The sequence below is a fragment of the Amycolatopsis sp. DG1A-15b genome (assembly GCF_030285645.1).
Lineage (GTDB): Bacteria > Actinomycetota > Actinomycetes > Mycobacteriales > Pseudonocardiaceae > Amycolatopsis.
Genome location: NZ_CP127296.1, coordinates 244,883 through 271,100, shown reverse-complemented (window position 1 = coordinate 271,100; position 26,218 = coordinate 244,883). Strand labels below are relative to the sequence as shown.

The 26,218-nt window shown below is 71.2% G+C and carries 16 protein-coding genes; 4 read left to right on the top strand and 12 right to left on the bottom strand.

Features of this window, described 5'->3' with window-relative positions; all coding sequences use genetic code 11:
* Positions 1 to 511 precede the first annotated feature (511 nt).
* Positions 512 to 1,621, bottom strand: coding sequence for an FAD-dependent oxidoreductase (locus QRY02_RS01280; protein WP_285989650.1), 1,110 nt, complete (start codon positions 1,619 to 1,621; stop codon positions 512 to 514).
* Positions 1,622 to 1,689: 68 nt separating this feature from the next.
* On the opposite strand from QRY02_RS01280, the gene QRY02_RS01275 reads away from it, so the two are divergent.
* Positions 1,690 to 2,367 carry a TetR/AcrR family transcriptional regulator gene (locus tag QRY02_RS01275; protein WP_285989649.1) on the top strand — a complete coding sequence of 226 codons (678 nt, stop codon included), beginning with the start codon at positions 1,690 to 1,692 and terminating at the stop codon, positions 2,365 to 2,367.
* Here QRY02_RS01275 and QRY02_RS01270 read toward each other — a convergent pair whose 3' ends face one another.
* Positions 2,368 to 3,477, bottom strand: coding sequence for an FAD-dependent oxidoreductase (locus QRY02_RS01270; protein WP_285989648.1), 1,110 nt, complete (start codon positions 3,475 to 3,477; stop codon positions 2,368 to 2,370).
* An 83-nt stretch (positions 3,478 to 3,560) separates the two neighbouring features.
* On the opposite strand from QRY02_RS01270, the gene QRY02_RS01265 reads away from it, so the two are divergent.
* Entirely contained in the window at positions 3,561 to 4,226 is a 666-nt protein-coding gene (locus QRY02_RS01265) for a TetR/AcrR family transcriptional regulator (protein WP_285989647.1), read from the top strand.
* Here QRY02_RS01265 and QRY02_RS01260 read toward each other — a convergent pair.
* The 3 genes from QRY02_RS01260 to QRY02_RS01250 form a co-directional block, all read right to left on the bottom strand.
* The gene (locus QRY02_RS01260) at positions 4,223 to 5,974 is read right to left on the bottom strand and encodes a cellulase family glycosylhydrolase (protein ID WP_285989646.1); all 1,752 of its coding nucleotides are present in this window, start codon (positions 5,972 to 5,974) and stop codon (positions 4,223 to 4,225) included. The genes QRY02_RS01265 and QRY02_RS01260 overlap by 4 nt on opposite strands.
* Before the next feature lie 78 nt (positions 5,975 to 6,052).
* Positions 6,053 to 7,492: an RICIN domain-containing protein gene (locus QRY02_RS01255; RefSeq protein ID WP_285989645.1), complete on the bottom strand. Its 1,440-nt coding sequence runs from the start codon at positions 7,490 to 7,492 to the stop codon at positions 6,053 to 6,055.
* Positions 7,493 to 7,513: 21 nt separating this feature from the next.
* On the bottom strand, positions 7,514 to 8,893 hold the full coding sequence (locus QRY02_RS01250) for a glycoside hydrolase family 43 protein (protein WP_285989644.1): 1,380 nt from the start codon (positions 8,891 to 8,893) through the stop codon (positions 7,514 to 7,516).
* 269 nt (positions 8,894 to 9,162) lie between these two features.
* On the opposite strand from QRY02_RS01250, the gene QRY02_RS01245 reads away from it, so the two are divergent.
* Positions 9,163 to 13,212, top strand: a complete 4,050-nt coding sequence (locus QRY02_RS01245; RefSeq protein WP_285989643.1) for a family 43 glycosylhydrolase — start codon at positions 9,163 to 9,165, stop codon at positions 13,210 to 13,212.
* 177 nt (positions 13,213 to 13,389) lie between these two features.
* A complete protein-coding gene (locus QRY02_RS01240) occupies positions 13,390 to 14,109 on the top strand; it encodes a protein kinase domain-containing protein (RefSeq protein WP_285989642.1) in 720 nt (239 codons plus the stop codon).
* Here the strand turns inward: QRY02_RS01240 and QRY02_RS01235 are convergent.
* The 7 genes from QRY02_RS01235 to QRY02_RS01205 all read right to left on the bottom strand — a co-directional run bounded on the left by QRY02_RS01235 (position 14,094) and on the right by QRY02_RS01205 (position 26,035).
* Positions 14,094 to 15,419: a jacalin-like lectin gene (locus QRY02_RS01235; protein ID WP_285989641.1), complete on the bottom strand. Its 1,326-nt coding sequence runs from the start codon at positions 15,417 to 15,419 to the stop codon at positions 14,094 to 14,096. The genes QRY02_RS01240 and QRY02_RS01235 overlap by 16 nt on opposite strands.
* The gene (locus QRY02_RS01230) at positions 15,416 to 17,263 is read right to left on the bottom strand and encodes an autotransporter-associated beta strand repeat-containing protein (protein ID WP_285989640.1); all 1,848 of its coding nucleotides are present in this window, start codon (positions 17,261 to 17,263) and stop codon (positions 15,416 to 15,418) included. The genes QRY02_RS01235 and QRY02_RS01230 overlap by 4 nt, the downstream gene beginning before the upstream one ends.
* 156 nt (positions 17,264 to 17,419) lie before the next feature.
* A complete protein-coding gene (locus tag QRY02_RS01225) occupies positions 17,420 to 21,589 on the bottom strand; it encodes a glycoside hydrolase family 38 N-terminal domain-containing protein (RefSeq protein WP_285989639.1) in 4,170 nt (1,389 codons plus the stop codon).
* 7 nt (positions 21,590 to 21,596) lie between these two features.
* Entirely contained in the window at positions 21,597 to 22,907 is a 1,311-nt protein-coding gene (locus QRY02_RS01220) for an ABC transporter substrate-binding protein (RefSeq protein ID WP_285989638.1), read from the bottom strand.
* 31 nt (positions 22,908 to 22,938) lie between these two features.
* Positions 22,939 to 23,787: a carbohydrate ABC transporter permease gene (locus QRY02_RS01215; protein ID WP_285989637.1), complete on the bottom strand. Its 849-nt coding sequence runs from the start codon at positions 23,785 to 23,787 to the stop codon at positions 22,939 to 22,941.
* Between the two features lie 27 nt (positions 23,788 to 23,814).
* Positions 23,815 to 24,771 carry a carbohydrate ABC transporter permease gene (locus QRY02_RS01210; protein WP_285989636.1) on the bottom strand — a complete coding sequence of 319 codons (957 nt, stop codon included), beginning with the start codon at positions 24,769 to 24,771 and terminating at the stop codon, positions 23,815 to 23,817.
* A 163-nt stretch (positions 24,772 to 24,934) separates the two neighbouring features.
* The gene (locus tag QRY02_RS01205; protein WP_285989635.1) at positions 24,935 to 26,035 is read right to left on the bottom strand and encodes an ROK family protein; all 1,101 of its coding nucleotides are present in this window, start codon (positions 26,033 to 26,035) and stop codon (positions 24,935 to 24,937) included.
* Positions 26,036 to 26,218 lie beyond the last annotated feature (183 nt).

Here is a 26,218-nt window from a genome sequence, read left to right as displayed (position 1 = left end):
CTCCCTCACACCACGCCCCGCGATCGGGTGAGTACTCATCATGCAACACGACGACCGGTTTGTGAGCGTCCGCATGGCGGATCAAGCCCGCGATACGCCGATTCAGCGGCGGCCGAGCTTGGGTTCGCATACCGATGATCGGGGCCATGGCGGATCGTGGCGCACCGGAAGATCGGCAACGCCGGGATTCCGCCGGCGTCCGGGCGCCGCGGTGGTGCGCTCGAACACTTCTCGCGCGTGATTCGCCGCAGCCGCGCTGACCTGGACCAGGTGCGCTCACCCTCGGCCCGTCGAGAAGGACTCCGCCGCGCGAGGGGCACCGCATCACCGAGCGCGGCGGCGCCGAGTTCGTGCCCTCCTTCACTGAGGCAGTAGAGGCGCCGGGCAGCGTCACGCTCGGGGTCGGCCAGCGGCCAGGCACGGCCGGGAATCGCCAGCAGCGATCGGGCCGGCCAACAGCGGCCCCTCCCACCCGGCGGCAGGGCGACCGTCGGCGAAATGCGTCGCCTCCTTACCTCGGCTGGAAGAACTCGAGCAGCCTGCGGCTCGCGTCCGGGGACATCAGCAGCTCCTGCATGTCCGCCGACATCCGGGCGGCCGCTCCCGTGCGCTCGAACATCTCCTTCTCGTACTCCGCCACCGCCGTCCCGAAATCCTCCGGGTGCGCCACCAGGGCCAAGCCGAGGAGGGCGCCGTCCAGGAGGGCCATGTTCGCTCCCTCTCCCACCGGGGGCATCAGGTGCGCCGCGTCGCCGATCAGCGTCGCCGTTGGTGATGAGGGCCAGGTCAGGCCGACCGGGAGGGCGGTGAGCGATCGGGGCACGAACGTGTCGTCGGACGCGGCGACCAGGGCCGTGATCCGGGGGTCCCAGCCGGCCAGGAGCTCGATCAGCCGGGCGCGGGCCGCGGGCGGGTTGTCGAACGGGATGCCGCTCGTGGCGAACCAGTCTTCGCCCGTGTTGTAGAAGCTGATGCCGATGCGGACGCAGCCGTCGCCGTTGCGCTGTGCGGACAGGGACTTGCCGTCGCCGAACACCCAGTAGTTGCCGCGCCCGACCATGGCCGCCAGGTCGGGGTGGGTGCGGTCGATGTCGGAGATCGCGAGCTCGACCGCGTTCTGGCCGAGGTGCTCCGGGCGGGCGTCGGTGAGCAGGGCCCGGACCCGGGAGTTCGCGCCGTCGGCTCCGACCAGCAGGTCGTAGCGCGCGCTGGTGCCGTCGGCGAAGTACAGGACGCCCTCTTCGGCGCGGTCGAACGCGCGACCCCAGCGGACCGTTCGCTCCGGGAGCGCGTCGAGCAGCAGGTTGCGCAGGTCGGTGCGGTCGATCTCGGGGCGCGCCATCGGGGCGTCGTCGGGCGTGTCCTCCTGGAGCAGCAGGGTGCCGTCCGGTTCGAGGAGACGCATGTCCTGCCCCTCCCGGCGGGCGATCGCCAGGAACTCCTCGAGCAGGCCGGCCTCGCGCAGCGCCCGCTGCCCGGAATGGATGTCGAGCATGCCGCCCTGGCGGCGGGCGCCGCGCGAAGCGTCGCGTTCGTACACGACGGCCTCGATGCCGTGCACGTGCAGGACCCGGGCGAGCGCCAGGCCGCCCATGCCGGCTCCCACGATGGCGATGGTCATGATTCCCCCTTTGATACGCCGTACGTCTCGATACAGTGTATCGCGGCAGCCGATGTATTGTCACGCCCATGTTGGTGTGGGAACGACCGGAGCCGGCGAACCGGCCGGCGCCGGCCCCGCTGAGCCGGGACCTGATCGTCCGGACAGCGGTCGAGCTGGCCGACGAAGCCGGCCTGGACGCGGTGTCGCTGCGCAAGATCGCCGCCGCGCTGGACGTCGGGCCGATGCGGCTGTACGGCTACATCGACACGAAGGACGAGCTGCTCGACCTGATGGTCGACGCCGTCCACGCCGAGATCCGGCCGGCCGGGGACGGGTGGCGCGCAGTGCTGACGTCGGTGGCCGAGGCCACCCGGCAGGCCGCGTACCGGCACGAGTGGTTCGCCGACCTGATCGGCGGCCGGCCGCAGCTCGGCCCGAACGCGCTGGCCAGGGGCGAGGCCGTGCTGGCCGCGCTGGACGGCGTCGACGTGGACGTGGTCATGCCGGTGGCCGCCGCCGTCGACGCGTACGTGATCGGCGCGGTCCGCCGGGAAATCGCCGAACGGCGGGCCGAACGCGCCAGCGGGATGGACCAGCGGCAGTGGCAGCGCACCCACGGGCCCTACCTGGTGCGGATGTTCGCCACCGGCCGGTTCCCCGCGCTGGAGACGGTCGTCCACGACGCCGCCCACCTCGACGCCGACGAAACCTTCCGCATCGGCCTGAACTTCCTGCTCGACGGCATCGGAGCGGGCATCGGCTAGCTACCCCGCGGCGCCGGTGAGCAGGGCGACCATGCTGTGCGGGGCGTCGTCGCCGAACATGATCGCGTAGACGTCCTCGTCTTCCGCTTCCGCGGCCGCGCGCGCGAACATGGCCTGCTCGTACTCGCCGAGCGCGGTCTCCACGTCGCCGGGGTGAGCGGCGAGGGCCCGCCCGAGTTCGGCACCGTCCTGCATGGCCAGGTTGGCGCCCTCACCGTTCGGGGGCATGAGGTGGGCCGCGTCGCCGAGCAGGGTCACCCCGGGTACCCGGGCCCAGCGGTGCCCGGCCGGCAGGGTGGCGAGGCGGCGCAGCACCGGCGGGGTGTCGCTTTCGGTGATCAGGGCGGTCAGCTCGGGGGCCCAGCCGGCGAACTCCTCGGCGACCCGCGCCGTCACGGTCGCGGCGTCGGCCCCGGCGAGCCACTCCTCGGGCTTGAACAACTGCGCATACGTGTGCAAGGTCCCGCCGCTTTCCCGGTGCGCGACGAACCCCTTGCCGGGCGCCAACGCGTAGAGCGCACCCGCGCCGACGGCCTTCGCGGCAGCGGGATGCCGGGCGTCGCCGTCGAAGAGGAACGTCTCGACGACCGATACGCCGACGTACTCCGGGGTCGCCGCGGAGACCAGCGGACGGACTTTCGACCACGCGCCGTCCGCGCCCACCAGCAGGCTCGTGACGATGCTCGTGCCGTCGGCCAGGCGCACCTCGTGGCCACCGTCGCCGAGGGCCCGCACCCCGGTGACCTTGTGTCCCCAGTGGACGGTGCCGGGTGGCAGCGAGTCGAGCAGCAGCTGCCGCAGCTCGCCGCGCTGCACTTCGGGACGTTCGCCGGTGCCGTCGTCGGGCTGGTCGAGCAGCACGGTGCCGTGGCGGTCGACCACGCGCGTGGATTCCCGGCCCGGCAGGACGAGCTTCCGGAACCCCTCGGTCAGGCCGGCCGCCTCGAGCGCCGGCTGGCCGTTCCAGGGGTGGATGTCGAGCATTCCGCCCTGGCGGCGGGCGGCCGGTGAGGCTTCGGCCTCGTAGACCTCGACCGGGATGCCGTGCAGGTGCAGGACGCGGGCCAGGACGAGCCCGCCGAGGCCGGCTCCGATGATCGTGGCAGTCATGGTTTCCTCCGATTGGATCGTCGTTCCAGTCGCCACGCTAGCACGAGTTTGGATCGACGTTCCAACCGTGCGATGATCGGCACATGGCGAACCGAGCCCAGCGGCGCACGGACGGGCTGTCCAAGGAAGTGATCGTGCGGGCGGCGGCCGCGATCCTCGACGAGGGCGGCGAGGCCGCGCTGACGTTCCGCGCGCTCACCGCCCGCCTGTCGACCGGCTACGGCGCGATCTACCACCACGTCGCCAACAAGAGCGACCTCCTCGCGGCGGCCACCGACGCCGTCATCGCCCGCGTCATGGGCGACGCGGTCGTCGAGGCGGAGCCACGGGAGGCGCTGCGCACGGTGTCGCTGGGCCTGTTCGACGCGATCGACGCCCACCCCTGGGTCGGCGCCCAGCTGTCCCGGGAGCCGTGGCGGCCCGCGCTCTTGGAGGTCTACGAGCGCATCGGCGGCCTGCTCGTGGCGCTCGAAGTGCCCGAGCGGGCGTTGTTCGACGCCGCGGGCGCGCTGGTCAACTACGTGCTCGGCGTCGCCGGGCAGAACGCCGCCAACGCCCGGCTCCTCACCGCCGACGAGGGCGACCGCGCGGACTTCCTGGGCGCGGTCGCCGCCCGGTGGGCAGCACTCGACCCGGACGAATACCCGTTCGTGCACCAGGCGGCCGGCCAGCTGCGTGAGCACGACGACCGCGAGCAGTTCCTCGCGGGCGTCGACATCTTCCTGGCCGGGATCGCCACCCTGCGCTAGCGGACCGCCGTGGGCGCCCAAGCCGCGAGTTCCGCGCGGACCGCCGCCAGCTGGGCCGCGGTCGGCGCCGCCGCCGGTTCCGCGATCAGCGCGTAGTGCAGGCCCGGCGTGGCCGGCAGGCGCAGGCGGTCGCCCACCCGGGTGGGCGACGCCAGGTCCGTGACCACCGTCGGGGTCAGCCCGGCCGGGACGTGCAGCTCGGTCGGGGCACCCGCGTCCGTCCCCTGCCACACCAGGACGCCGTACCGGCCCGCCCCGGTCAGTGCCGCGGTCGCCGGCATCGTCGACGGGATCCGGTTCCACGTCAGCGTCTGGCTTCCGTCACGCGAGCGGTCCTCGTACGTGAACGCCAGCGTGTGTCCCGCGACCGCCGCCGGATAGAGGCGGTCGAGCAGCCGCGCGTCCTGGCGGAGCTGGACCGTGCCGTCGTCCGCCGTGCGGGCCGACGAGAAGTCCTCGCCGTTCCAGGCGTCGCCGTCCGTCTTGACCTTGTCCGGGTTGTCGTTCATCAGCTCGTGGTGGCGGCCGCTGTAGACGTCCCACTGCCACTGCGTCGCCGACAGCACCGGGCCCGACTGCGCCGGCCGGCCCCACCAGTTCGCGCCCGACACGCGCGAATCCAGGGCCTGGTACATCGCCTTGTCGACCGTCGGGGTCTTGTCCGAGGTGTAGCCGGTCATCGGGTGGCCGAACTCGGTGACGATCGCCGTCGTGCCCAGCGCGGCCGCACGGTCCCGGACCGTGCCGAAGCTCCCGCTGTACTGGCCGTCACCCGCCTTGCCCGGCATGAACACGCCGGACTGGGCGAGCTGGTCGTAGAAGTGCGTGTTGAACACGTACCGCGGTCCCATGACGCCGGTGTCCTGGAAGCCGCCGGGGTGGAGCTGGAAGGAGATGTTGGCGTTCCAGAACATGTTCGGCTCGACGAACGCGGGCTTGTCCTGCCAGCCGGCGGCATCCATCGCGTCGCGGAACCGCTTGAAGAACGGCCACAACACGTTCTGCTCCCACGCCTTGCTGTCCTGGCCCTGGTCGTACCGCCCGGCGAAGGGCTCGTTGTACGGGTCCATGCCCGCGACGCCCGCGAACTGGGCAGCGCTCAGGTTCGCCCGCAGGTAGGACATCGTCTGGACAGCCTGGCCGACGAACTCGTCCTGGACGCCGCGGGCGTTGTGCCAGAAGTCCTTCGTGGCGTCCTGGACCGCGCCGTTCTGGGTGATGTTCTGGCCCCAGTGGGCGCAGATGCCGCAGCTTTCCGCGGGGTAGCCGCCGAGGTCGACGACCCACTTCGGCGCGCCGTCGCCGGTGTACCAGCTGCCGCGGTTGAACAGGTAGCGGGAGAACAGGTCCTGGTGGAAGTCGGGCAGGACGGTGAACCCCTCGTCCAGGAACGCCTTCATCTGGTCGGTCAGCGCGGCCAGGTACTGCGTGTTCACCGGCCCGCGCACCGGCTGCGTCCCGGCCCACGCGATCGGGATCCGCACGGCGTTCGCGCCGGTGAGCGCCCGCATCGCCTGGGCCGACCGGCGCGCGTCGGCCGCGTTGGCGAACGGCAGGAAACCGTTTTCCGCGAGCTTCACCTCGCCCGAGACGTTGAAGCCGCGCAGGACCACTTCGCGGCCGTACTCGTCGACGAAAGCCGAGCCGCGCACGGTCAGCCGGTGCTGCGGAACGTCTTCGGCGACAGCGGAAGCGACGACACCGGAGGTCATCGCCACGGCGGTGAGCAAAGCCACGAGCAGGCGCATGATGGCGGCCCCAAACATGAAGGAGTTTCGCAAAAGCTAGCGACCCGATCCTGGCCCGTCAAGGGCCGAACGGAGCTGTCAGGCCGCCCGCCGGAGCCACTGCTGGTTCGTCACGCCGGCACACGGGTACTGCTTGAGCGCGGCGCTGTCGGCCGTCGACGCGGAGACGACGTCCAGGCACTTTCCGCTGTGACGGGCCACGATCCGGACGTACCCGCTGTCGGCGGCCTGGAGCTGCCACTGCTGGTTCGTGCCGCCGTTGCACGTCCACTGGACCGCCGCGGCACCGTCCGCGGTGGAGCCGTCCGAGACGTCGAGGCACTTCCCGCTGTGCCGGGCGATCAGGATGACGTACCCGTTGCCGAGGTCCAGTTCGCTCCACTGCTGGTTCCAGCCGCCGTTGCACGAGTACTGCTTCACCGGCGTGCCGTCGTCGCGCGACGAACCCGGGATGTCCGCGCACTTGCCGCTGTGGCGGGCGACCAGCGATTCGTACGCGCTGCCGGTGCCGACGCCGGCGACCACGCCGGTCGACGCGTCGACGCTCACCTTCGGGTACCAGCTCATCGACATCGTGGTGGCACTGGGGAAACCCAGCGGCAGCCACACGTACCGCGACTCGTTGACCGGACGGTTCCAGGCACCCGCCCAGCGATCACCCAGGTACAGGTAGGAGGTCGCCTGCGCACCCTGGACGGGCAGGACGTACGCGGTCTGGCTGCCGAAACCGGTGGAGTCCCCGACGTTCGCCAACGCGCTCCACGTCCCCGTGACGCTGGTGGCCGTCGCGTACTTCTGCTGGTTCGGCTGCCAGCTCGTGGCGCCCGAGGTGAGCAGGAAGTAGACGCCGTTGCGCTTGAACATCGCCGGCGCCTCGCGGTACGAGCCGGGCCACAGCGTCCGCACCAGCGCGGCGACACCGGTGTAGTCAGCGGTGAGCCGGTAGACGTTCATGTCGGCGTTCTCGCGGGCCGCGGAGGCCATGTACGCGGTTCCGTCGTCGTCCTTGAACAGCGTGATGTCCCGCGACATGTGGGCACCGAGCGGGCGGAAGCTGCCGCGGTAGGTGTAGCCGCCGTCGACCGTGGACGAGGTGGCCACGGCCGCGCGCGCTTCGGCGTAGTCGTCCCCGTTCTCCTTGTGCATCCACATCACGTACTGCCCGGTCGAGCTGTTGTAGATCACCTTCGGCCGCTCGATCTTCGCCCGGCCCAGCTCCGCCGCCGACGACTGCGTCAGCACGTCGCCCCGGAACTCCCAGGTCTTCAGGTCGGTCGAGCGGTAGGCCGAGACCGCCCGGAAGGTGTCGTCGGCGTTGCGGTTCTCGCCGAACCAGTAGAAGTACGCGCCCACCTTGAGCATGCCGCCGCCGTGGGCGTGCACCAGGGCGCCGGAGGAGGTGTCGGTGAACTGGCTCCCGTTGGTCACCGTCACCGCCGCGGCCTGCGCCCCGGGCGCGCCGAACAGCAGGGTGACGAGCACGAGCAAGGACAAAACCGCGCTACGTCGTCGTAGCATGACGGCTCCTTCGCAAGCGTGTCAGTAGCCGACGCGGAACGTCGCGTCCTGCTTGTCCACAGTGGAGGATGAACTGCTCAGCGGGTCGATCCGCAGCACGTACGAGTAGTGCCGGAGGTAGCGGTCGGGGAAGTTGTGCGAGCGGAAGGACGACCAGCTCGCGTCGGCGAGTCCCGCCGTCTGGTGGAAAGTCGCGTCCGCCTTGAACGTCGCCGAGCCGTCGTCAGCCGCCAGGCGCAGCTCGTAGTTGCTGTGCCGCAGGTAGCGTCCGGGATAGTTGACGGACTCGAACGACACACCGGTGGCGTCCGCCAGGCCGGGCACCAGCTTCCACAGCTGATCCTGGTACGGGTCGAACGGATAGGCGTCGATGCGTCCGACGGAGTCCGCGTGGCGGACGTAGCGGTCCGGGAAGTTGTAGGACTTGAGCCGCCGCCACGCCGGGGCGCCCCACTGCGCGACGAGGGCGGATCGCTCCGTGGCCGTGATCGGCGTGATCCCGGGGTGCTTGGAGTTCAGCGGCTGCGTGTAGGCGCGGTCGTTCAGCAACGTCCAGTTCCCGGCGGCCACGTCGGTGGTCTCCCAGCAGAAGAACCGGCCGTTGGGGCTCCACGTGTCACCCCAGAGGTACCAGCGGTTGCCCGACAGCGCGGGCACGATCTGCGGCGCCTCCACCCCCCGCCCGGGTGAGATCCCGGTCTTGTAGGTGGTGAAGCTGCCGGGAGCCAGGGCCCCGGAGCGCTGGCCGACCAGGGTGCTGTTGGTGTTGTTCTTGACGTACAGGTAGTTGACGCCGCCGATGGTGGCCATCGTCCCGTCGATCGTCGCGTGGCCGGGGTCGAAGAACACCTGTGGAGCACTGACCGTCGCGAAATCGGTGGTGTAGTTGACCATGATGACGTCGTGGCCGCCGTAGGCCGCCGAGTAGATGATCGCGTACTGGTTGCGCGACGGATCCCAGAACGCTTCCGGCGCCCAGCTGTGCGTCGCCATCGAGTGCAGCTTGATCCGGCGGTAGCCGGTGAACCCGCGCAGGTCCGCTGAATCCCAGACGTGGACGTACTGGTTCTGCAGCGACCAGTCGGTGCCCTTGAGATCGGTCGCCAGCACGACGAACCGGCCGTCCTGCTTGCGCAGCACGAACGGGTCGCGCAGCCCGCCGGTGCCGGCCGTCGGCGTCACCACCGGCTTGTTCTGGTTGAGCGGCATCCAGTCGAGGCCGTCCGCGCTGACCGCCAGGTGCAGCCCGTAGTCGGCGCCCGTCATCGACGGCGACTCGGTGAAGTACGCCATGACGTACCCGCCGGAGGCGGCTTGGGCCCGGGCCGCGGCCCTGCTGCCGAGCACGCCGGCGACCGCGGCTGCCGCCGCACCCGCCATCAGTCCACGTCGACTGATCATCGTCCACCCATCTCGTCGTCGAGTACCGGGCAACAAACAGGATTGTTAGCGCTAACAAGTGGTCGTAGTGTAGGTGACGCGCGCCACAGGGTGTCAAGGGGCCGATCGTCGGGACGCGGGACACCACCAGGCAAAACAGCCAATTGACCCCGCGGGGATCGGCAGCTATGTTAGCGCTCACTCCGCGCTCGGCGACCATTCCCAGGTCCCGGAATCAGCCGCATCACCCTTTTCCCGCGCCGTCGGCGCCCACCTCCTGGAGAACCGGTATGCCCGTTCGACTCTCGGCGACGACGTCGTCGCCGAAGTTCTTCCGGCGGTCCCGCCCGCTGACCGCGGTCCTCGCCACGCTGGCCGTGGCCGCGGCTTCCACCACCGTCTGGGCCACTTCCGGCCATGCGGCAACGCTGGACGACGGCCTGGTCGTGCGCTACGACCTCACCGGCGGCTCCGGCACGACCGTGCCCGACGCTTCCGGCCACGGCCGCAACGCCAGCGTCAGCGGCGACACGACGTGGCAGGGCGACGAAGGCCTGCGCCTGGGCGGCACCAACGGGCATGTCCGGCTGCCGGACAACCTCATGCGAGGTCTCACGGACATCACGGTTTCGGTTCAGGTCAACATCGCCGCCGACCAGGGCACGCCGTATTTCCTGTGGGGCCTCGGCAACACGACGGGCGGCACCGGGAACGGCTACCTGTTCACCACGGGCGACTCCTACCGCGCCTCGATCGCTTCCGGCAACTGGTCCACCGAACAGACCGCCGACGCGGGACGCAACCTCTCACGCGGCAGCTGGCGCACGATCACCTACACCCTCAGCGGCGGGACCGCGGTCCTGTACGAAGACGGGATCGAAGCCGCCCGCAAGACCGGCATCACGATCACGCCCGGCTCGATCGGCGGCGGCACCACCACCGCCGACTACCTGGGCCGCTCGGTCTACGACGGCGACAAGTACCTCAAGGGCAGCGTCCGCGACTTCCGCGTCTACGACCGCGCGGTGACCGCCGACGAAGCCCGCGCCCTCGGCGAGCGCACCGCCGCCGGGCGCGCGACGGCCGACGCGGCTGCCCTCGACCTCGGCGACACCTCCGCCGTCACCGACAACCTCACCCTGCCCAGGACGGGCGCCGGCGGCTCGGCGATCACCTGGTCGTCGGGCAACCCGGCGGTGGTGTCGGCGACGGGTGTGGTGACGCGGCCCGCGCCCGGCGCCGGCAACGCGAAGGTGACCCTGACGGCGGCTGTCTCCTACGCCGGCCAGAGCGTGAGCCGCTCCTTCACCGTCACGGTGCTGCAGGACATCACCGACCGGCAGAAGGTCGACAACGCGCTCGGGGACATCGTCCTCCCCGACCAGGACGCGATCCGCGGCAACATCACCCTGCCGGTCAAGGGCGCCCGCGACGTCACGCTGACCTGGTGCAGCCAGGACCCCCGCGTCGTCACCGCCACCGGCGAGGTGACCCGGCCCGCGGCCGGTGCCCGGCCGGCCAAGGCGCGGCTCACCGTCCGCGCGACGAAGGGTCACGCGACCGCGGAACGCTCCTTCACCGTGACCGTCCTGCCGCTGCCGAAGAAGGAAGCGCTCGAGGGTTACATGTTCGCCTACTTCACCGGTGAGGCGACCCAGGACACCGAGCAGATCCACTTCGCGGCCAGCCGCGGGAACGACCCGCTGCACTGGGACGAGCTCAACGGCGGCCGGCCCGTCCTGCGCTCGAACTACGGTGAGACCGGCGTGCGCGACCCGTTCATCGTCCGCAGCCCGGAGGGCGACCGGTTCTACATCGTCGCCACCGACCTGCAGATCAACGACGGCCGCGGCTGGGACCAGGCACAGCGCCACGGCAGCCAGTACCTGGAGATCTGGGAGTCGACCGACCTGGTGACCTGGTCGAACCAGCGCCACGTCCGGGTCTCCGACGACACGGCCGGCATGACGTGGGCGCCGGAGGCGACCTACGACCCCTCGATCGGCGCCTACGTCGTCTACTGGGCCACCAGCCCCTACGCCCCCACGGACGTCGGCCACACCGGCCCGACGTACCCGCGGATGATGTACGCGACCACCCGCGACTTCCGGACGTTCAGCAAGCCCCAGGTATGGAACGACCCCGGTGCCGGGGTCATCGACTCCACCGTCATCAAGGACGGCGACTACTACTACCGGCTGACCACCGACGGCAAGGTCATCGGCTCCTGCGAGCGCGACATCGTGCTCGAACGGTCGAAGAACCTGCGCGCGGTGGACCTGCCGACGACCAAGCCGCGCAACTGGCAGCTCGTGGACGACTGCATCCGCACGAAGCTCGGCACCGACTGGGTGGAAGGCCCGACGGCGTTCAAGTCCAACGACGGCAGCAAGTTCTACGCCTTCATGGACGAGACGCCCCGACGCGGTTACGTCCCGTTCGTCACCGATTCGCTGGCGAAGCCGAACTGGACGATCCCGGCCGAGTACCAGCTCCCGAAGAGCCCGCGCCACGGCACGGTGCTGCCGGTGACGAAGGCCGAGCTCGCCCGGCTGCGGCAGGGGCCGCCGCCGGTGACGGCCGACAAGAAGGGGGTCGTCGCCGACTACGACCTCACGGCGGCGGGCCGCGGCGACACCGTCACCGATGTCTCCGGGAACGGGCGGAACGCCACGATGCACGGCGGCGTCACGCGCTCGGCGGACGGGCTTTCCTTCGCGGGCAAGGACGGCTACGTCGCCTTGCCGAACAACCTGATGAGCGGCCTGAGCGGGATCACGGTGTCGGCGCAGGTGTGGGTCGACCCCGCTCAGCAGACGCCGTACTTCCTCTGGAACCTCGGCAACAGCACCGACAACACCGGCGACGGCTACCTCTTCGCGACCGGGGACACCTACCGGGCCGCGATCGCGCCCGGCAACTGGTCGACCGAACAGAACACCGACAGCAAGCGGGCGCTGACCCGCGGCGCCTGGCACACCCTGACGTACACGCTGGCGAACGGGACGGCGCGGCTCTACGACAACGGCGTCGAAGTGGCGCATGTGGACGGTGTCACGGCGAAACCCGGTGACCTCGGCGCGGGCCTCACGACGTCGAACTACCTCGGCCGGTCGGCCTACGGTGCCGACAAGTACTTCCAGGGCAAGATGCGCCGGTTCACCGTGTGGGATCGCGGTTTGACGGCCAAGGAGGTGCTCGGCGCGCCGGGCAACGAGACGGCCGTCGGGTCGGTGACCCTCGACTCGCTCAAGGTGCCCGCGATCGTCGACAGCGCGAAGGGCACGATCGTCCTGCCGGTGAAGCCGGGCACGGACGTGCGGCGCCTCGCGCCGGTGCTGCAGGTGGCCGACGGCACGCAGGTGTTCCCCCACAACGGTTCGCGGCAGGACTTCACCGGCCCGGTGGGCTATTCGGTCGTCGGCGCCGGCTGGCAGAGGCGGACGTGGACGGTCAGCGCGGTGGTGATGAACAGCCCGGTGCTGCCCGGCTTCAACGCGGACCCGAACATCGTCCGCTTCGGCGACACCTACTACATCTACGCCACCACCGACGGCTACCCCGGCTGGTCGGGCACGACGTTCGACGCGTGGTCGAGCAAGGACCTCGTCACCTGGACGCGGCACCCGAAGATCCTCGACCTCGGCCCGGACGTGTCCTGGGCGGACAGCCGCGCGTGGGCGCCGACCATCACGCAGAAGAACGGGAAGTACTACTTCTACTTCTGCGCGGACGCCAAGATCGGCGTCGCGGTGTCGGACTCCCCCACCGGCCCGTTCACCGACGCGCTGGGCAAGCCGCTGATCGCGGCGAACCCGGCCGGCGGCCAGGCGATCGACCCGGCGGTGTTCACCGACGACGACGGGCAGACCTACCTGTACTGGGGCAACGGCAACGCCTACGTCGTGCCGCTGAACGCCGACCTGGTCTCCTACGACCCGGCGAAGATCACCCGCTTGACCGGCCTCGACGGCTTCCGCGAGGGGCTGTTCATGACCAAGCGCGCGGGCACGTACCACCTGACGTGGTCCATCGACGACACGGGCAGCGAGAACTACCGCGTCGGCTACGCGACGGCGACGAGCCCGCTGGGCGCCGGGCTGGTCAACCGGGGCGTGATCCTGGAGAAGGACCCCTCGCTCGGCATCCTCGGCACCGGACACCACAGCATCGTCCAGGGGCCGGGAACGGACGACTGGTACATCGCCTACCACCGTTTCGCCATCCCGGGCGGCGACGGCACCCACCGCGAAGTGACCATCGACCGGCTGCGGTTCGCCGCGGACGGCACGATCGCCAAGGTGGTGCCGACGCTCGGAAGCGTCCGGCCGGTCAGGTAGGCGTCCGGACGGCAAGGATCCCAAGGTGGCCTTCGGTGTGTGGAACGCACCGAAGGCCACCTTGGCGCGCCGGGGGCCGGGCCCACCCGGCCGGGGGAAATCGTGTCGATCAAGCGAACCGGATGCGCTTTCCGGCCGTATCCCCCAGTAGGACGGTGGACGACGGAGGGACGGCACGTGGCGCGCGAAGGGACACTGATCGGTGATCGGTACCGCCTGCTCGGCCCGGCCGGGCCGGGCACGGTGGTCTGGCACGCCCAGGACGAACGGCTGGACCGGATCGTCGCCGTCAAACCGTTGTTCGACGAGCCGCCCGCGGCGCCCGCCATCCCCGCGCCGCGGGCGGCCATCTGTGACGTCGTCGACGAGGACAGCACCACCTACCTGGTGCTCGAGTACCCGGGGGCACGGACGCTGACCGAGCTGCTCGACGAGCACGGCACGCTGGCCCCCGGTCTCGTCGCGCGGTTCGGCGCCCAGCTGGCCGCGGTGCTGGCGGCCGCGCACGACGAAGGCGTCCTGCACGCCGCCGTCGACCCGGACCACATCGTCATCTCCGCCGACGGACACGCCGGGATCGTGGCCGGGGCGACCGGCTCGCGCGCCTACCACGCCCCCGAGGTGCTCGACGGGGGCTTCCCCGACTTCCCGGCGGAGGTGTACTCCCTCGGCGCGACCCTCTACGCCGCGCTGCAGGGACGACCCGGCGCCGAGCACACGCCGCCGCACCACCCGGTCGCCGAGGCCGTGCTCCGGCTGTTGCACCCCAACCCGGCGGCCCGGCCCACGATGGCGGAGGCCGAAGAACTGTTCAACAGCTCCTTGCCCCGCCGTCCGGTCTCGCGGCCGGACGGCGGGGCAAGGCGAGCTGCCGCAGGCGACTACCGCTGCGTGTAGACGAAGCCGACCTTGTCGACCTCGTCGCCGGTGCGGCCGTGGAAGCCGGCGATCTGCCAGCCGTCCGGGGCCGTGCGGGTGACGCAGTCGCCGGTCGCCGAGCCGCCGGCGAGGACGTGGCCGAGGTTGGTGGTGAACCGGGCCGAGAAGATCCGGGTCGTGTTGCTGTACTTGCCCTGGCACAGGGTCGCCGTCGTGACGTACTCGCCGGTGCCGAGCGTGAGCGACGCCGCCGTGCCGCCCGTGCCGCCGTGGGTCAGGGTGGTGCCGTTCTCCAGGGTCACCCCGAGCTGGTCGACGCGGGAGCCGCTGCGCAGCGAGAGCGTCCGCACCCGGGCGCCCGCGGGCACCGCGGCGACGTCGGTGAAGTAGTCGCCGTGCGGGCCGCCGTACTGGTCCGACAGCCGCAGCGCCGGGTTGCGCGTCCAGTCGAACCGCACGGTGATCGGGTCGTGGTCGGACAGCATCTTGCCGTCGCCGTCGAGGAACTTCGCGTGCTCGTTGTTGTAGGAGGTCGCGTTGAGCGAAACGAGCTTGCTGCTGCGGTAGAGGACCTTGTCGACGACCTCGCAGTCGTTGGTGACCACCGGTTCGCACACCAGCGCCGGGCTGCCGGGCGCGGGGGCGACCCCGCCGCGCACGAGCTTCACCCACGCGTCGGTGAGGCCGTTGTCCGAGGCGAACCCGGCGATCGTGTCGGCCGCGCGGGTGTAGCGCGTGTTGGTGTCGCCCATGACGACCACCGCGTTGCCCGCCGAGTGGGAGCGGATGAACGCGGTCAGCTGCGCCAGGTTCGACGCGCGCGACGCCTCGTCGCCGTCGTTCGTCCCGGCATTGGTGTGCGCGTTGTAGAAGTCGACGTACACGCCCTCGGCCAGCCGCACCCGCATGAAGGTGAAGCCCTTCGGGGTCAGGCAGTCGCCGGAGTCGACCTGGCAGGACGTCCAGCGGACGCGCTCGAAGTCGTCGCCGTCGTACGGCAGCGTGGACAGCGTGTTCAGGCCGCTGCCGAAGCCGGCGCCGCCGCTGGTGGGCGTGCGGTACGGGTGGTTGTCCGCGGCGTAGAGCTTGGCGTGGTAGTTGAAGTCCTCCTCGACGTGCACGACGTCGTAGGGAGCGATCCGCTGCCCGATCGCCGTCGTCGCGGGGTCACGCGGCGTCGGCGCGCTCGAGATGCTCTCGGGCAGGCCGGCGACGTTGTAGCTCAGGACCGAGAAGCTGCCGCCGCCGTCGGCGGCGTGCGCGGCCGCCGGACTGACCACTGTGGACACCGCGGCGGCGAGCGCCAGCACGGCCAGGCGTTTCTTCACGAGAACTCCCGCAGGATTCGGACGGACAAACCGGTGGACGTGTAACGCGGAACCACCCGGTACCCCGGGCGGTCGACTCGGATGGCGGAGAACCGGCCGCGCAGCCGCCGGGCGCACAGCACGTCGACCTCGTGCGCCGGGCAGGAGCCGGTCACCCGGAGCTCCAGGGCGCCGCGCTCCAGCGTGGCCTCGCCGCGCACGAGCAGCGCCGCTCCGGCGGCGACGGACAGCGTGCCGCCCGTCTGGTGGTAGCCGCCGGCCCGGAGACCGGACGCGCGCAGCACGCCACCGGCGAGTTCGACGTCGCCGGTGCCCAGCGCGCCCGGCGTCGCGGCGACCAGCGTGCCCGCTTCGACGCGGGTGCCGCCGCGGTAGCTGTTGGCCCCGGCGAGGGTCAGCGTCCCGGTACCCGCCTTGACGAGCCCGCCCGCGCCGCCGATGTCGTTGCGCCAGCTGTCGTCGGCGGCGAACCCGCCGCGCGTGGCGTCCATCGTGACGCGGACGCCGGTGTCGAACGCGCCGTAGCCGTCGGCCGCGGCGAAGAGGTTCAGCCGTCCCCAAAGCTCGGGGCCGTCGAGCAGGGGGTTCCCGGCCGGGAACGCCGTGGTGCGCAGGACTTCCCGCCGCTGCGCCGCGTCGAGGTACGGCAGCCGCGTCTCGAGGAGCACCTCGGCGCCCTTCGGCACCCGCATCGCCACGCGCGTGTCGCGGTCCGGCAGCCCGTAGGTCGCCCGGCGCGCGACCATCGCGGCGTTGGCCCGGCGGTCGCCGTATTCGTCGGCGCCGGTGTGTGCCCGGGCGAACAGCGTGTCCGCCGTCGTGCCGGTCTTCGCGGTGAAGTACTTCAGCGCCTGCTCGCGCGCCGCCGTCTTGAGCGCCGCGTTCTCCGGGTCGGCCAGCGTCGCCGCGGTGAGCGCGGTGGCCAGGGTCCGGCCGCCGATCACGTCCACCGGCGAGTGCATCCCGGCGACGATCCGCGTGTCGGCCAGGTCGTAGGCCCGCGCCACCAGCTCCTGGAACCGCTCCGGGACCGCGTAGGCCAGGGCGAGGCAAGCCAGGTGGAACGCGTTGGTGTGGCCGCTGGGGAACCCGCCGTCGTCGGCCGGGTTCGTACTGCGCTGCCGCAGCAGCTGCGGTGCGACGACCACGTCGGACCGGTAGACCGGGAACCCGAGCGCGTCGGTCCGGCCGGTGTCCTCGACCCGGCTGTCCGCGGTCAGCCGCCACGGCCGCGGGTACTGGTAGGCGGCCTTGCTCGGGTTGCCCGAAGCGAAGTTCCCGCGGACGGTGTCGACGAGCGTGGCCACCAGGCCGAGCTCCGAGTCGTGCGAACCGGCACCGAGCGCCGAGCCCGCCGGGGCGTTCGGCGGGACGGCGTCGTCGATCTTGGCCGGCGGCGTGCCGTCGGGCGCGGTGGTGATGCCCGTGACGGCCTTGGCGCCGCTGCGGTAGAGGTCGGCCAGGGGGCCGAGGCCGCCGATGGCGGCGTAGGACTGGTGCTGGCGGTCGTAGACGAAGGCGCGCTCGGCTTCGGCGTCGGTCCGGTGGCGGGTGACGGCGACGCAGTGCCGGACGTTCGCGCGCAGCACCGCCGCGTCGAGCACGACACCACTGTCCCAAGTGGATCCGGTACGCCAGATCCGCTGCATCCCGCTCAGGATCCGGACCGCGGCGTTGGTCTCCGGGGTGTGGTTCGCCGGGACGTTCGTGCGGTAGGTGTCGACGAAGGCCGTCGTCTCCTCCGCCCACGCGGGCACGCCCAGCACGGCGGGCACGGCGGCGACGGCGGGCACGAGCGCGGACCAGCGCAGGAAGGTCCGCCGGTCCAAGGGCGCGAGGCTCAACTGGTTCTCCTGGGAAGGCCCGCGTGGCCGGAAAAGCGCGCGGGGAATCGATGCGGGAATGATCAGCGCCGGGCGGCCCCCCGGTCAAGGAGCGTCCGGAGTAATTCGCCGGGCAGTAACCTGATCTTTTTCGGGGGTATCACGAATTCGACGAATTCACTCGATCCGGACTTCGACGGCGGGGCTGTACACGAGCCGCCCGTGGGCGGTCACGCGGACGAGCACCCACCAGTGCGCCCCGCGCCGGGCCGTGTGCCCCGCGCGAACGGTGATCGCCGTGGTGATGCTCGCGCCGGCCTCGAGCCGGAACGGCTGCGCCCGTGGGCCGATCGCCAGCTCACCCGCCCAGGTGCCGAACGGGCTGATCGCCGCGACCCCGCCCCGGATTTCGCTCTGGGCCAGGTTCGTCAACGACACCGGCAATTCGGCGCCGCCGCCCGGTCCGACGATGATCGGGCCGGGCGGGAGTTCGACGTCGACCAGGTCGTCGTGCGGCGGCGGCGCTCCGATCAGGATTTCGGCCGTGTCTTCGAGGATTTGCCCGTGGTCGTCGGTGATCCGGGCGGCGAGCAGGTACCGGCCGGGCGTGTCCGGACCCCGCACCTCGACCGTGGTTTTCGCGTGCTCCCCCGGCTCGAGGTCGTAGCCCAGGTCCGGAACCGGCTCGGTCCGCCAGCCCAGGGGCAGCTCCAGTTCGGCACGGCCGCGAGCCGGACGGCCGCTGCAGCTCACCGTGACGTCCAACCGGGCTCGCCCGTCGTCGAGCGTCAGCCTGGTCGGCGCCACGTGCACGCTCACCGGCAGGTTGCCGATCGGTGCCGGGCCTTCGTTGTGCAGCCAGTACCGGGTGTGGATCGGCTGCACGGGTTCCGTGGCGATTTCCCGGCCGGTTCCCATGCGGGTGGCGGGTTCCAGCCGGAGGGTCGCCACGTCCGCGGCCCCCAGTTCGACGCGCGCGCGTCCGTCGTCGACGTCGACCGGTTCGCCTCGCTCCTCGAGGAGGTCGGTGCGCCAGGCCGCACGAATCCCGCCGTGCAGCGCGATCGACGCCGTGGCCGCGGACCCGGTCGATTCGTACACCCGCAAGGTGATCGCGTCCGCGGGAGGGATCACCGACCCCGAGGCCAGGGGGTTGCCCGCGGGTTTCGCCGCGGTCAGCACGACTTCGGCGGGCCCGACCGAGATCAAGCTCAGCGTGGGCGGCAGCGCGCCTTCGGTGGCGGATACCTGACGGGCCTGGAGCGGGTGCACGGCTTCCTGGGCACCGCGCGGGAAACCGGCGGCCCGCCAGTCCCCTCCCCCGGCGACGATCGCGAAATCGAACGTGTGGGTCCAGTGCTGCCACGCGAAGCTGGAACCGTCCGGCGCGGTCCGGCGTTCACCGTCGATCCACACGCCGCTGGGCCAGCCGCTGCACGAGCGCATCAGCGACAGGTGCAGCGTGCCACCCGGGTCGACCACGAACCCGGGCGTGCCGTGGTTGACGACCGCGACGGAGTAGCTGTCGGCGGGTTCGGCGGTGCCGGCCAGCCCGTCGGGAACCCGCACGTCGAGGGCGGCATCGGCACGCAGTTCGGCGATGGCCGCCTTGACGTCGCCGATGATCACCACCGGCAGGTCCCGCGGTCCCCGGAGATCGGCGTCGGGTACCCAGGCTTCGCGCCGGGTCCGGGTCGCCGGGACGAACACCCGGCCGTGGCGTTCCAGGGTCTCCCGGTACCCGGGCTCGGCGGAGGCGAGGACCTCGGCGGCGAACGGGTTGTCCGCGCCGGCCACGATCCGGACGTCGGGGAGGTTCGAGTCGGCGTCCAGGGCGCCGTAGCGCGGGCCGCCGGGGCGGGTGCAGGTCGCCGTGACGCCCTTCGCGGCCAGCGCCGCCACCAGTGCCCGGACCTCGAGCCCGGACGTGAGGGGCTCGACCACTTCGGCGACACCGATGGCGTGCGTGCTCCGGGTGCCGTCGTCGCGGGTGAGCGTGACGCGGGCGGTCGCCGACAGCCCGGCCCAGGTGTGGGCCGGGCTGTCCAGCGTCCAGAGGTGCTCGGCCGCGTCGACGTCGGGGAAGCCGAACGAGCGGCCGATCGCACCGAAGCCGACCTCGGCCACCGGCAGGGCGCCGGGGACGGCGAAATCGAACCGCGCCCGCAGGAGCCGGTCCTGCCCCAACGAGCCGTCGACCTCGGTGCGAACGTCCACTCGGGACACTCCGCGCCACAACGTCGTGCGCTGGGTGATCCGCAGGTCGTCCAGAGCCGTGGTCGCGACGAGCCGCTCCCCCAGCGGGCTGGTCTCGACGACGACGTCCGCCGCACCGGGACCGTGGCCGGGCCCCTTCGGCAGCAGGTGCCAGGGGCCCTCGCCCCACACCGGGTGCTCGGCGTGCTCGTCCTGCACCACCAGCCCGGCGGCGAGCCCGCCCTCCCGCAGCAGCTCCCGGCCGCTGCGCCGGTCGCGGACGCGCTCGAGCGCACCCCCGCGCGCGGGGTCGGCTTCGACGGCGAAGACGTCGTTCTCGATCGACGGCGGACCCGGGCGGACCGTCCAGCCGGGCGGCACGGTGGCCGCGTCGAGGATCCGGTAGACCCGGTAGCCGAGCGCGGGCACCGCGGTCGCGAGGAACGTCAGCGTGATTTCGGCGAGCGAGCCGTCGGGGTGCCGCACGACCGCGTCGGTGACGGCGGGGACCGGACGGCCGTCCGGATCGACGACCCGCGCGCCCGCACCCCCGGGATCCCGGTGCACGGTCACCGTCGTGATCGCGTCCCGGATCCAGGACAGCGTGTTGAGCACGAAGACGGCCTCGCCGTCCCCGGTCGTGTCGGCGTGGCCGGCCAGCTCGGCGATCGCGCCGTCCAGGACCTCGCCGCCGCGTTCGGCCGCTTCGCGCCAGCCGGTGAGGAGGTCGAGGTAGACCTGGTCGGACTCGGTGCCGGTGATCGCGTCGTGGTGGGCGCCGTAGACCAGCTGCCGCCAGACCTTGTCGAGGGCTTCGTGCGGGTAGCGCGCCCCGAGCAGGGCGGCGAGGGTGGCCGCCCGCTCACCGTCGAGCACCGCCACCTCCGCCGCGCGCTGGGCCTGCTTGGTGTCGATGTAGGAGACGTCCTTGCCGGTGTAGACCGGGTTCATGTCCCGGGTCTGCACGCTGATCGGCGTGCCCCGCGCCGCCGCGTCCGCGCGGACCGCGGCGAAGAAGTCCCGGGGCAGGCCGACGACGAACCGCGGCCAGACGTAGCGGGCGTTCCAGGCGCGGTGGATCTCGGTGCAGAACCGCGACGGGATGTTGTGGTCGTGCCCGACCGGCAGCAGCACGTTGCGCGTGGCGGCCACCTGCCGCAGCGTGCTGAACTGCCGGTAGGCCTCCTCCATCGCGTCTTCGAGGGTGTCCTGGCGCTCGATGCCCCACCCGGCGACGTAGTGGTCCGCCATGTAGGCGGTCAGCAACCCCCGCCCGCTCGGCGAAATCCATTCGAACTCCGACGGGAACTGCATCCGGCCGATGTCGCCGGTGTGCCGCTTCGCCCCGACGTGGTGCCACGGCCCGCGCGCCCAAGCGCTGGACTCCAGCCCGGCGTCGGCCATCAGCCCGGGGTAGGCCGGGTCGTGGCCGAACACGTCGAGCATCCACGCCGAGCGCGGGTCGCCGCCGAGGACGTCCCGCTGGTAGCCGACGCCGTAGACGGCGTTGCGGATCGTCGACTCCGGGTGGGTCAGGTTCGTGTTGGCCTCGTTGTAGTTGCCGCCCACCAGCTCGATCCGGCCGTCGCGGAGGAACCGCCGCAGGTCGTGGCGGTCGCCGGGGAAGGCGTCCCAGTGCGGTTTGAGGTAGTCGACCTCGGCCAGCACGAACCGGTAGTCCTCGTCGTCGCGGGCGGCTTCGAGGTGCGCGCGGACGAGGTCGAACGCCGACCGCTGGAAGGTCATCCGCTTTTCCTGCGCCAGCGGCAGGTCGAGCCAGGTGTCGGTGAAGCCGGCCTGGGTGTTCCACCACACCGGGTCGTAGTGGAAGTGCGACACCATCCACATCGTCCAGCCGGTCTCCGCGACGACGAGGTCCGCCTCCGCCGTGACCCGCTGCCCGGCCGACTCCGCGACCACGGTGACCCGGTGTTCGGAGCCTTCCGGGGCCTGGAAGACCACGCCGACCTCGACGGTGACGCCGTCCGGGTGGACGTCGGCGGTGACCGGGTCCGGTGTGGACACCCGCTTGCCCTCGACCCGGACCCGCACCGGAGCCCGGGGCCCGGTGAGGGTCACCCGGACCACCTGGCGGGCCGCGGCGGCGGAGCCGGCGAACAGATCGGTGCCCCGCACCGCGGTGATGCGCACGCTTCCCCTACTTCGCGTTGGCGAGGGCGTTCTTGGCGTCACTGAAGAACTGCGTCACGCCGGCCGCGATCGACATCTTGCCGAACGCGATCTGCTTGGCCGCCGAGTCGAGCGCGGTCTTGACGTCGCCGTAGCCCGGCGGCGCGGTCGGGGCGGTGGGCAGGCCGTCCTTGGCGACCTGCGCGGCCACGTACTCGCCGAACTCCATGTCCGCCTTCTCGGGAGCCGTGGCGGTCGGCGTGAGGAGGTTCTTCGCCTTGTCCGACGGCGGCAGCCCGCGCTGCAGCTTCATCGTCTTGATCGCGTCGTCGTCGTTGAGGAAGAAGTTGATCAGCTTCGCCGCGCCCTCCGGGTTCTTGCTCTTCACCGGGATGCACAGCAGCACGCCACCGGACAGCGCCTGGCCCGTCTTGCCGTTCTCGCGGGGCACGACGACCAGCTTGAGCTCGTGCTGCGTCAGCGGCTGCATCTGGGCCAGGCCCCAGCCGGTGGTCATCGCGATCTGCCCGGTGATCAGCGGGTGGTTGCCGGTCGCCGCGTCGGTGTTGCTCAGCAGCGTCGGCGGGCAGATCGCACCGGCCTTGCGCAGGCCGTCCCAGAAGGTGAACCACTCGGTCAGGTCCTCGGGGCCGAACCCGAGGGTCTGGTCGGGGGTGTAGAGGTCCTTGCCGCGCTGGCGCAGCCACGGCTGCAGCGCACCCGAGTCGTCCTTCGACGCGTCCAGCGCGCCGTACTTGTTCGGGCCCCACGCCTTGGAGATCTCCCCGGCGATGGTGCCGAAGTCCTGCCACGTCCAGTCGCTGGTCGGGGCGGTGATCTTGAGCTGGTCGAACACCGTCTTGTCGTAGAGCACCGGGGCGTTGCCGGAGCCGGAGGGGACGCCGTAGGTCTTGCCCTTCACCGCGCCCGCCCCGCGCACCGGCGCGTACAGGGTGTCCAGCCCGATCGTGCCGGGGATGTACGTGCCCAGGTCGGTGAGCACGCTGCGCCCGGCGTAGGTGCTGACGTAAGCGGTGTCCATCTGGAAGAGGTCGGGCGGGTTGCCGCCGGCGAACTCGGTGTTCAGCTTGTCGAAGTACCCGTCGTAGCCGGAGTACTGGGTGGTGACGGCGATCCCGGTCTTGTCGGTGAAGATCTTCACCGCCTTCTGGTAGGCGTCGTTGCGGGCGTTGCCGCCCCACCAGCGGAAGGTCAGGGCGTTGTTCCCGGCGCCGGAGCCGGTGCTGGGCGGCGCGAAACCGCAACCGGCGAGCGCGGCCGAGGCCACCCCCGCCCCGGCGATCCCGAGGAACCCCCTCCTGGACAGGTGCTGTGCCATGGCGGTCTCACTTTCTTTCTGCGGTTGGGGTTCAGCCTTTGATGCCGGAGTTGGCCACGCCGTCCACCAGGCGTTTCTGGCAGATCAGGAACACGGCGACGGTCGGCACGAGGGTGACCACCGACATCGCGAGCATCCCGCCGTAGCTGGAACCGCTCGCCCGGTCGATGAAGGAGTTGAGGCCCAGCGGGACCGTGTACCGGGATTTGTCGGACAGGTAGACCAGCTGGCGCAGGAAGTCGTTGAACGTCCAGATGAACGTCAGGACCCCGGTGGTCAGCAGGGCCGGGCGCAGGAGCGGGAGGATCACCGAGAAGAAGACGCGGGCGTGCCCGGCGCCGTCGATGGCCGCCGCTTCGTCCAGTTCGCGGGGAATGCCCCGGATGAACTGCACCATGAGGAAGATGAAGAACGCGTCGCAGGCCAGCAGCTGCGGGACCACCAGCGGCAGGAACGTGTTGATCCAGTTCAGCTTGTAGAAGATCGTGTACTGCGGGATCATCGTGGCCTGGAACGGCAGCATCAGCGTCCCGAGCATCAGCCCGAACCAGATCTTGCGGAACGCGAAGTCGAGCCGGGCGAACGCGTAGGCGGCGAGCGAGCAGGACGCGATGTTGCCGATCACCACGCAGAGCGCGATGGTCGCGGAGTTCGTGAGGTAGACGGTGAACGACGTGCCCGTCGCCGTCCAGCCACCGAGGTAGTTGTCGAAGGTGAAGTGCCACGGGATGGGGTCGAGCGTGCTGAAGATCTGGTTCTCCGGCTTGAACGACGCCCCGACCAGCCACACCAGCGGGTAGATCATCACGACGACCGCGGCGAGCAGCACCCCGTGCGCCCGCCAGTGGGTCTTCGCCGGCGCCTTGACGTTGACGGCCATTTCGGTCCTTTCTGCCCGGTCGGCGATTCAGTCCGCGTACGTGACCCAGCGCCGTGAAGACGCGAAGTAGAGCGCGGTGAAGAGGCCGATCACCACGAACAGGACCCACGCCATCGCCGACGCGTAACCCATCTGCAGGCTCGAGAAGCCCTTGCGGTAGAGGTAAAGCGTGTAGAGCATGGTCGAATCGATCGGGCCGCCCAGCCCGCCGCTGACGACGTAGGCCGGGGTGAAGGTCTGGAACGCGTTGATCGTCTCCAGGACCAGGTTGAAGAAGATCACCGGCGAGAGCATCGGCACGGTGATCCGGAAGAACATCCGGATCCGGCCGGCGCCGTCCAGCTCCGCGGCTTCGTACAGCTCCTTCGGGATCTGCTTGAGCCCGGCGAGGAAGATCAGCATCGGGGTGCCGAACTGCCAGCCCGACAGCAGGACCAGGGTCCACAGGGCGAACCGGGGATCCCCGATCCAGTCCGCGCCGCGGACGCCGAAGATCCCGAGGATCTGGTTCAGCAGGCCCTGCTGCGAAAAGATCTGGCGCCACATCACCGACACCGCGACGCTCGCGCCGAGCAGCGACGGCAGGTAGAAGACCGAGCGGTAGAACCCCAGCGCGCGCAGGCCCCGGTTCAGCACCGCGGCGACGAGGAGCGCGGCCGCGAGCTTCAGCGGCACCGAAGCGACGACGTAGGTGAGCGTCACCTTGACCGAGTGCAGGAACTTCTCGTCCTGCCACATCGCCAGGTAGTTGCCGAAGCCCACCCACTGCGGTGAGCTCAGCAGGTCGAACTTCGTCAGCGACAGGTACAGCGAGTACGCCATCGGCAGCAGGACGAACCCGAACATCCCGAGGAACCACGGCGACAGGAACAGGTACGCCGCCAGGTTGTCCTTGTGCCGCTTCCGGCGGCGCCGGACGGGCGCGGGTTTCGCCGCCGGTGGGCTCCCGGCTTCGACAGGGTGCGTTGCGGCTTCGGCTGACATCGGCTGCTCCCGGGACTCCAGCGTGGACCGGCAGCGCTCCTGAACCGGGCGGCTGCCGTGGCACTTCTTCCGACGCACGCGGTTCCAGTGGTTCCGTCCCAGGGAGCTGGAAGCGCTTTCTCGGCACTCTAGGCAGCGGGCTCCGCCGCTGTCAACGACTCGTTCACCCCTCCTCCAGCACCGCGCGGATGCCCTTCTCCCTGGCCAGGTGCGCGGCCCCGAGCACGGTCGCGCGCGCCCCCAGCTCGCTCACCACGACTTCGGTCGGCCAGCTCAGCCGCTCGACGGCGGCGGCGACGCCGGGCCGGAGCAGCTTGTTCCGCCCCACCCCGCCGCCGAGGACGACCAGACCGGGATCGACGACCGCGCAGATCGACGCGGCCAGGTTCCCGACGGCTTCGGCGTGTTCCGCGACGATTCCGAGTGCGACCGGGTCGCCCTTCTCCGCCAGCGCGAACAGCGCGGCGGCCGTCTTCGGCGCGGGGTCCGGGCGGCGTTCCCGGGCACGGCGCAGCAGCTCCCGCGAACCGAGCCGCGCTTCCAGCGCGTCCCGCACCGGCGGCCGGTCGTCCGCCCACGGGTAGGCCAGCCGGGCGACCTCCCCCGCCGCGCCGCTGGCCCCGCGCACGAGCCGCCGCCCGAGCACCACACCCGCTCCGATCGCCACGCCGACCTGCAGGAACACGAAGCTGTCGTGGTCCTTGCCCGCCCCTTCGGCCAGTTCGGCGATGGCCGCGCAGTTGACGTTGTTCTCGGTGTGCACGGCCGCGCCGCCGGGCAGCCCGAGCGCGGCCACGGCGCCGGAGATCCGCGCCATGGTCGCCGGATCGCCGCGGCCGGGCGGGGAGACCACTTCGGACACGGCGACCACCACGGCACGAAGCGGACCGCGCCCGCTTCCGCGGCGGAGCACCTCTTTCACCATGTCCGCCGCCGAGGCGGGCCTCGACGTCTGGTCCTCGTCGAGGAGCTCCCCGCCAAGGGTGGTCGCCCGCAGCGCGACCTGCGTCGATCCGCGGTCCACCGCCAGCACGTACCCGGCCCGCGGGCCCAGCCGGTAGACCGCCGCAGTCCGCCCGGTGGCGCCGGACGAGCTGCCGCTGCGCTCGGCGAGGCCCGCGGATTCGAGCTCCGCCATCACCAGGGAAACCGTCGGTTTCGACAGCCCGCACGCCACCGCGAGCTGCGGCCGGGTCGCCTGGCCGGCGGCCGCCAGCGCGGCGAAGACTTCGCCGGCCCGGTCACCGATGCCCGATTTCGCCATCTGCACCTGCTTTCGCCGAGGTGAAACTGTCGAACGCCCGCCGTCCGCGCTCCGTGCCGTTGACAACGTACGGGTTCGTTTGTTTACTACCTAACCAAGTGCGGGTCCCAGCCGCATCATCGTTTTTCCGGCCCACCGAGGGCAAGGTTCGGGAAAGCGCTTTCCCGATCACGTCGACCGGTC